A 7166-nucleotide genomic window follows, 5' to 3' on the forward strand; every position below is an offset into this window, starting at 1 on the left:
TCGTCAGATCCAGGTCGGCAGCCAGTTGTGCAGGCGCCAGAATTCGTACGGCACCGGCAGACCCGCCCACACGGGGTACCAGAACGCCGAGAGGGCGACGCACAGCACGAGGAACCCGACGACGAACACCTGCCCACCGGCCCTCGACCCGCCGTACACTCCGCGGGAGACGTCGCGCAGCGCGAACGCGAGCGCGAGCACGAGGAACGGCAGCATCGCCACCGTGTAGAACTGGAAGATCGTGCGCTCGGGGTACAGCAGCCACGGCACGTATGTCGCGGCGAGACCCGTCAGCACGAGCGCGTAGCGCCAATCCCGGACGAGGACGAAGCGCACGAGCAGATACACGGATGCCGCGACCCCGGCCCACCAGATGAGCGGGTTCGCGAGGCTCGAGATCGCTTCCGTGCACCCGCTCGGCAGACCGCACCCGTTGACGCCGTAATCGTCCTGGTGCCAGTACATCGACGTCGGGCGGATGAGGAACGGCCACTGCCACGCGGGGCTCGCGTAGGCGTGGGGGGTCACGAGGCCCACGTGGAATTTGTACATGGCCTCGTGGTAGGCCCACAGGCTCTGCAGCGGCGCGGGCACCCACGACCAGAACCCGGGCGATGCCACCGGCGTCGAGCGCATGTAGCCGCCGTCCGTGAACAGCCATCCCGACCAGCTCGACAGGTAGACGACGGCGGCGACGGGCACGAGTAGCACGAACGAGGCGAGGCCCTGGCGCACGGCATCCATCGGCCATTGACCGATTCCGGCGCGTCGGCGGGCGAGGGCGTCGGTCACCACGGCGTAGACACCGACGGCGGCCAGCACGTAGAGACCCGACCACTTCACGGCCGTGGCGGCTCCCGCGGCCGCGCCGGCGGCGATCAGCCACGGACGGTTCCACAGGATCGGCCCCCACATGGGGGCCTCACCCTCGCGAGCGACCCACAGCGCAGCCCACCGCTCGGCCGTGCGCCGGTGATCGAGGGCGACGAACCAGAACGTGAGCACGACGAAGAACGTCAGGAAGATGTCGAGCAGCGCGATCCGGCTGAGCACGATCCCGAGTCCGTCGATCGCGAAGAGACCGGATGCCACGGTCGCCAGCGGGATGGACCGGGTGAGCGTGCGCGCGACGAGGTAGATCAACAGCACCGTCGCGCTGCCGAAGACGGCAGCAGCGATGCGCCAGCCCGTCGCGGAATCCGCTCCGAAGAGCGCCATGCCGGCGCCGATGAGGATGCGTCCGAGCGGGGGGTGCACGACGTAGCTGCCGATGCCCGTGAAGATGTCGGTGTCGCCGGCGGCGAAGCGTTCGTCGGCGTTGTCGGGCCAGGTCGAGGGGTAGCCGAGCACCCACTGGCTCCACGCATCTTTGACGTAGTAGGTCTCGTCGAACACGAGCTGGTGCGGGTTGCCGATGTCGATGAGACGCAGCACCGCCGCGACCAGCGTGACGAGGGCGGGCGCCAGCCAGCTCCAGAGGCGCAGACCGCGCGGGTCGGCGAGCAGCGCGTCGCGCCAGCGGTCGAGGCGCGTGCGCTCGACCGCTGGGAGCAGAGGAGAGAGGTCGGTGCTCACGCGCCCCAGCCTAAGGTGGAACGGTGATCATCCTTGCGGCCACCCCGATCGGCAACTTGGGTGACGCCTCGCGCCGCCTGATCGAGGCGCTCGAGAACGCCACGGTCGTGGCAGCCGAAGACACCCGCACGACGCAGCGTCTGCTCTCGGGTCTGGGAGTCGAGAACCGCCCGCGCCTGATCGCCCTGCACGACCACAATGAGAAGGAGCGGGCCGCGGAGCTCGTCGAGCTCGCGCGCGAGGACGATCTGCTCGTGCTCAGCGACGCCGGCATGCCGACCGTGAGCGATCCGGGCTTCGGTCTGGTCGCCGCGGCCGCCGCCGCGGGCGTGACGGTCACCGCCCTGCCGGGGCCGAGCGCCGTGGTCACCGCGCTCGCGGTCGCGGGGCTGCCCACCGACCGTTTCGCCTTCGAGGGGTTCCCTCGCCGCAAGCCCGGGGAGCGTCGCCGCGCGTTCGGGCAGCTGGCGTCGGAGGAGCGCACCCTGGTGTTCTTCGAATCGCCTTCGCGGTTGGCATCTACTCTCGACGACCTCGCCGCGACCTTCGGCGCCGATCGCCCCGCGGCGGTCTGCCGCGAGCTGACCAAGCTGCACGAAGAGGTCAAGCGCGGCACCCTCGCCGAGCTGGCGGCCTGGGCGGCGGAGGGCGTGCGGGGCGAGATCGCGATCGTCGTCGGCGGTGCCACGGCGCGTGAGGTGGCGTTCCCGGATGCCGTGACCCAGGTGCTCGAACTCGTGCGCGGCGGCACGCGGCTCAAAGAAGCGGCGGCCGAGGTCGCCTCGCTGACGGGCCACTCGTCGCGCGAGCTCTACCAGGCGGGGCTTGCGGTCAAGCGCTGACCGCGGGACGGACCGGACGGCCCGCCCCGCGGGATACCTCACCGACGTCGGCGATGCAGGGCGAGGCCGGCGCCGGCGGCGAGGGCCAGGAGACCCGCCGCGGCCAGTCCGAACGGCATGCTCGTGCCCGTCGCGGCCAGGCCGTCGGGCGTGGTGTGCGACGGCAGCGGTGTGGCTGGCGGCGTCGGAGTGCCCGGGGCGGCAGCTCCGGGGGCGGGCTCAGTCGGTGCGGGCTGAGTCGGTGCGGGTGTCGACTCACCGGGGGTTGGTTCCTCTGGAGTCGGGGCGCCGTCGCCGACCCGTTCCAGTGCGAGATCGTCGATAGTGCCCCACGCGTCCGCCGGAAGATCGGCGGTCACCCGCACGGTGAGACTCTCACCCCCCGCGATCACGATCTCGTCGGTGCGCGGTTCGGACCACACCCGCCATCCGCCCGCGGTGAACGGCGCGACCGCGGAGTCGGCATCCGAGATCAGCTCGATGCGTGCCGTTCCGTCGCCGAACGCGCCGCCCTGCAGCGCTCCGGCGGCGACGTAACGACCGGCCGGAAGGCCGTCGACACGCTGCTCGAGAGCGAACGAGATCGGCGAGGCGGCGAAGAAGTGGGCCGAGCGCTCGCCCGAGCGCGGATCGTCGGTCGCGCGCAGGGAGAGAGGTCCCTCGACGGTCCACATCGAGACGTCTGAGTCTTCGAAGCCGGGGTTCCGCAGCAGGTTCTCGGCGGACACCGTGATCACCGCGAGGGCGGCGTGACCGTCGTCGGTCTCGCCGACGATCTCGTAGACACCCGGGTGGGCCAGGTCGGGCGTCGGATCCCACGTCACGGGGCTCTCCTCGCTCGCGCCGTCGCTGTATCGCACGGTCACCCGCTCCGGGAGGCGGACGTTCTCGCCCGCGGACACCGCGATGCGGACGGCGTCGACGCCCGTCACCTCGCGGGGCGCCACCGCGCCGGTGCGGATGTACGAGGACGTGCGCAGCGACTCCAGCGGGGTCCCGTCGACGTCGAAGAGCGACTGGTTGTCCCACGCCGACCCGCCGAAGTACTCGCCGGCGTCCTCGGGGTCGTATTCGCCCGCGAAGCTCGTCGCCCAGCCCGAACCGTCGCGCTCCCAGAGTGCGCGGTTCTGCGTGAGCCGCTCCGGTGGACCCACCGGAAGCCACGCGGGCTCCCAGTAGTACGCTCCGATTCCGGCATCGCCCACGTCGGCGACGGCCTGGATGACGTCGTGCAGCGCCGTGGCCTGACCCTGCACGCTCACCGGGTACGCCTCGGCCTCGGATGCCGTGTCGATCACGTCGGGGTGCCCGTCGGCGTCGTCGAGCGTGCGCACCCACGACGTCTCGGCGACCATGACCCTCTTGTCGTAGGTGTCGGCGACTTGGCGCAGGACCGCCGTGAGGTTCGCGGTCGTGCCGTGCCAGAACGGGTAGTACGACGAGGCGAACACGTCGTAGTCGACGTCGTTCGCCGCGAGCTGAGCGGCGTAGGCGGCGTAGTGCCCCGGGCGTTCGGGGTTGGTCACGTGCACCGCCACGAGGGCGTCGGGGGTGACCGCGCGCACGGCGGCCGAACCTGCCGAGAACACCCGCGCCATGTCGGGCCAGCCGGTCATCCCGGCGACGCCGCCGTTAGTCTCGTTGCCCACCTGCACGAGCTGCACGTCGACGCCGGCGGCGACGAACGCCGTCAGCGCGTCGCGCGTGAAGTCCCCGACCGCGGCGGCGGTCTCGGTGGCATCCATCCCCGCCCACGCCTTCGGTGCCTTCTGCTTGGCGGGGTCGGCCCAGAAGTCGGAGTAGTGGAAATCGACGGCGACGCCGAGGCCCGCTGCTGTCGCGCGCTCGCCGATCTCCACGGCCCGGTCCACCCCGACGGTACCGCCGCCGTACCCGCGGCCGGCGGCGTCGAACGGGTCGTTCCACACCCGCACGCGCACGTCGGTCACGCCGTGGTCGGCGAGCACCGCGAACAGGTCGGCCGGGGCGCCGTCGTCGTCGCGGAAGACCACGCCCGAGTCCTCGAGCGATAGCACCGACGACACGTCGACCCCCAGGGCGAAGTCGGATGCCAGGCCGTCGACGCGCGGAACCGTGATCCCGGCCTCGACCGGCTCGTCGATCGGCGCGGCCTGGACCGCCGTGAGGGGCGCCACCGCGAGGGCGGCGCCGAGCCTCAGGGCCGCGAGGGCCGCGGGGCGGGTGTGTTTCGGCATCCGGATCTCCATCGATCGAGCACGGGGCGGTCGGGGTTCAGCCCTTGACCGACCCCTGGGTGAGGCCGCCGACGATGTAGCGCTGCAGCGACAGGAAGAGGGCGAGGACGGGGATCGAGGCGAGCACCGAGCCCGCCGCGAACAGGCCCCACCGGGAGGTGAGCTGGTTCGAGACCCACTGGTACATGCCGACGGCGAGGGTCCAGTTGTCCTCGGACACGAGGATGATGCGCGCGAGGATGTAGTCGCCGAAGGCGGCGATGAAGGCGAGCAGCGCGACGACTGCGAGGATCGGCGTGACCAGCGGCATGATCAAGCGCCAGAAGATCTGCGCGTGGGTGGCGCCGTCGATCTTGGCCGATTCGTCGATCTCGATCGGGATCGTGTTGAAGAAGCCGTACATGAGGAAGGTGTTCGCCCCCAGGGCCCCGCCGAGGTAGACGCAGGTGAGCGCGAGCTTCGAGTTGATGCCGAGCGCGGGAACGACCTCGCCGATGGCCAGCAGCATGAGGAAGATCGCCACGAACGCCAACGCCTGGGGGAACATCTGCACGATGAGCAGGCCCGTGAGACTCGCGCGACGCCCCGAGAAGCGGAAGCGCGAGAACGCGTAGGCGCCGGCCGCTCCCATGATCACCGCGCCGACCGAGGCGACGCCCCCGACGAAGAGGGTGTTGCCCACCCACGTCCAGTAGCTCGTGCCCGACAGCGCGGCGAAGTTCGAGAAGTCGATCGCTGAGAACAGCGCGTTCGACGAGGCGAGGCTGCCACGCGGGTTGAGCGAGGCCGAGAGCACGTAGACGAGCGGGAACAGCGCGTAGAAGGCGACGAGCGCGGCGACGGGGTACTTCCACCCGACCTCGGCGAGCCAGCGGCGCTTCTTCGCGGGGGTGGTGCGGGCGGCGTGGCGCCCGGTGCCGCGTGCGGTGACGGTCATGCGAACTCCTCCAGCTTGCGGGTCTGACGGAAGGCCAGCGCCGAGATGGCGCCGACGACGACGAACACGACGATCGACAGGGCGCTCGCTAGGCCGTAGTCGGCGGCTCCCCCCGAGACGCCGGAGATGTCGTAGATGGCCGAGATGAGGATGTCGGTCGAGCCCAACGCGTACGGCGCGCCGGGTATCGCGGGCCCGCCGTTGTTGAACATGTAGATGACCGTGAAGTTGTTGAAGCTGAACGCGAATGACGAGATCGCCAGCGGCGCGGTCGACACGAGCAGCAGCGGCAGCACGATCGAGCGGAAGGATCGCCAGCGGCCGGCGCCGTCGAGCTGGGCGGCCTCGAGCGTGTCGGACGGAAGCGCCTGCAGCGCGCCCGTGCACACCAGGAACCAATACGGGTAGCTGAGCCAGACGTTCACCCACAGCACGGCGAGCTTGGCGAGCACGGGGTCGCCGAGCCAGTTGATCGGCAGGCCGAAGAAGAAGACGTCGTTGATGACGCCGAACTCGGAGTTGAACATGCCCCGGAACAGCAAGGCCGACATGAACGCGGGGAACGCGTACGGGAGGATGAACAGTGTCCGCAGGAACTTCCGCGCCCGCACGCGCGGGTCGTTGAAGATGAGAGCGAAGAGCAGCCCGAGGCCGAAGCTCAGGACGACCGAGAGGATCGCGAAGGCGAACGTCCAGCCGGTGACGGACAGCAGCGGTTGCAGCAGAGCGCCGTCGGTGAACACGCGCAGGAAGTTCTCGAACCCGACGTTGACGTACCAGCCGGTGGGCAGGCTCTGTCCGTCCGCTGAGGTGAACGTCCCGCGGTCGGTCGCGGCGTAGACGGTGCCCGTCGTGGTGTCGGTGATGGTCTGCGCCTGTTCGTCCCAGACGAGCGTCGAGGTGTACACCGTCGCGGTCGAGCCGTCGCGGGTGCGCAGCGCCCCGTCGTTGGGGTCGTCGGACAGGGGGACCCGGAGGGCCGCGGCGGCCTGCTGGACCGCGGGGTCGGTGAGCACCTCGGCGCGCGGCACGACCGTCCAGCCCGACACTTCGGTGGGAGCGCCGCTCGCGCCGATCACGCCGTCGACCGTGGTCAGGGGCTCGTCGGGCGTACCCACGCGCACGACATCGTCGTCGGCGATCGCGAGACCGTACGTGCCGAGTCTTTCCACGACGGCCATGGGGTAGGTGGCGGAGTCGTCGACCCGGCGCTCACCCTGGATGAGGGTGGCATCCACCGCCTGCGACTGGGACCCGGCATGACCGGTGCCGTAGTTCGTGAAGGCGATGTAGGCGGTGTAGCCGAAGATGAACACCTGGAAGGCGAAGAGGAAGATCAGCCCGGGCAGTAGGTACTTCAGTGGCAGGGCGCGACGGGTGAAGTAGACGACGTCGGCGACGATCAGCAGCACCGCGGTGATCGAGGCCAGCAGCCAGGAGTCGGCACCGACCGCGGTGAGGATGGTCAGGATGCCGAAGGCGTTGATGATCGCCATGATCGCGAGCTTCACGAGGAAGCCGACGCCGATGCCCCGGAAGCCGCGGGCGTGGGACTCGCGCCGCGGCGCCGGGAGAGGCGCGGGGGCGGTGGGGGCC

General features: G+C 70.5%; 5 protein-coding genes. 1 reads left to right on the forward strand and 4 read right to left on the reverse strand.

What is annotated here, in order from left to right:
• Positions 1-3 precede the first annotated feature (3 nt).
• Complete coding sequence (locus tag NS283_RS11210) at positions 4-1575, reverse strand: dolichyl-phosphate-mannose--protein mannosyltransferase (protein ID WP_058596946.1); 1572 nt, start codon at positions 1573-1575, stop codon at positions 4-6.
• Positions 1576-1598: 23 nt separating this feature from the next.
• Here NS283_RS11210 and rsmI point away from each other — a divergent pair, with 23 nt between their 5' ends.
• Entirely contained in the window at positions 1599-2417 is an 819-nt protein-coding gene (rsmI, locus tag NS283_RS11215; RefSeq protein WP_058596947.1) for a 16S rRNA (cytidine(1402)-2'-O)-methyltransferase, read from the forward strand.
• Between the two features lie 38 nt (positions 2418-2455).
• Here rsmI and NS283_RS19350 read toward each other — a convergent pair whose 3' ends face one another.
• From NS283_RS19350 to NS283_RS11230, 3 genes are all read right to left on the reverse strand, one after another.
• Positions 2456-4633 (reverse strand): glycosyl hydrolase 53 family protein, encoded by a 2178-nt coding sequence (locus NS283_RS19350; protein WP_058596956.1) that lies wholly within the window; start codon positions 4631-4633, stop codon positions 2456-2458.
• A 37-nt stretch (positions 4634-4670) separates the two neighbouring features.
• Positions 4671-5570 (reverse strand): sugar ABC transporter permease, encoded by a 900-nt coding sequence (locus tag NS283_RS11225; RefSeq protein WP_058596948.1) that lies wholly within the window; start codon positions 5568-5570, stop codon positions 4671-4673.
• The coding region (locus NS283_RS11230; protein ID WP_058596949.1) for an ABC transporter permease subunit at positions 5567-7166 on the reverse strand (1600 nt) is incomplete at its 5' end. The genes NS283_RS11225 and NS283_RS11230, both read right to left, overlap by 4 nt.

This window comes from Microbacterium testaceum, assembly GCF_001476285.1.
In the GTDB taxonomy this organism is placed as follows: Bacteria; Actinomycetota; Actinomycetes; order Actinomycetales; family Microbacteriaceae; genus Microbacterium; species Microbacterium testaceum_B.

Excerpts from the sequence above, each read along its gene's own strand:
- NS283_RS11225 (WP_058596948.1), bottom strand. The coding sequence starts at position 5,570 with ATGACCGTCACCGCACGCGGCACCGGGCGCCACGCCGCCCGCACCACC.
- NS283_RS19350 (WP_058596956.1), bottom strand. The coding sequence starts at position 4,633 with ATGCCGAAACACACCCGCCCCGCGGCCCTCGCGGCCCTGAGGCTCGGC.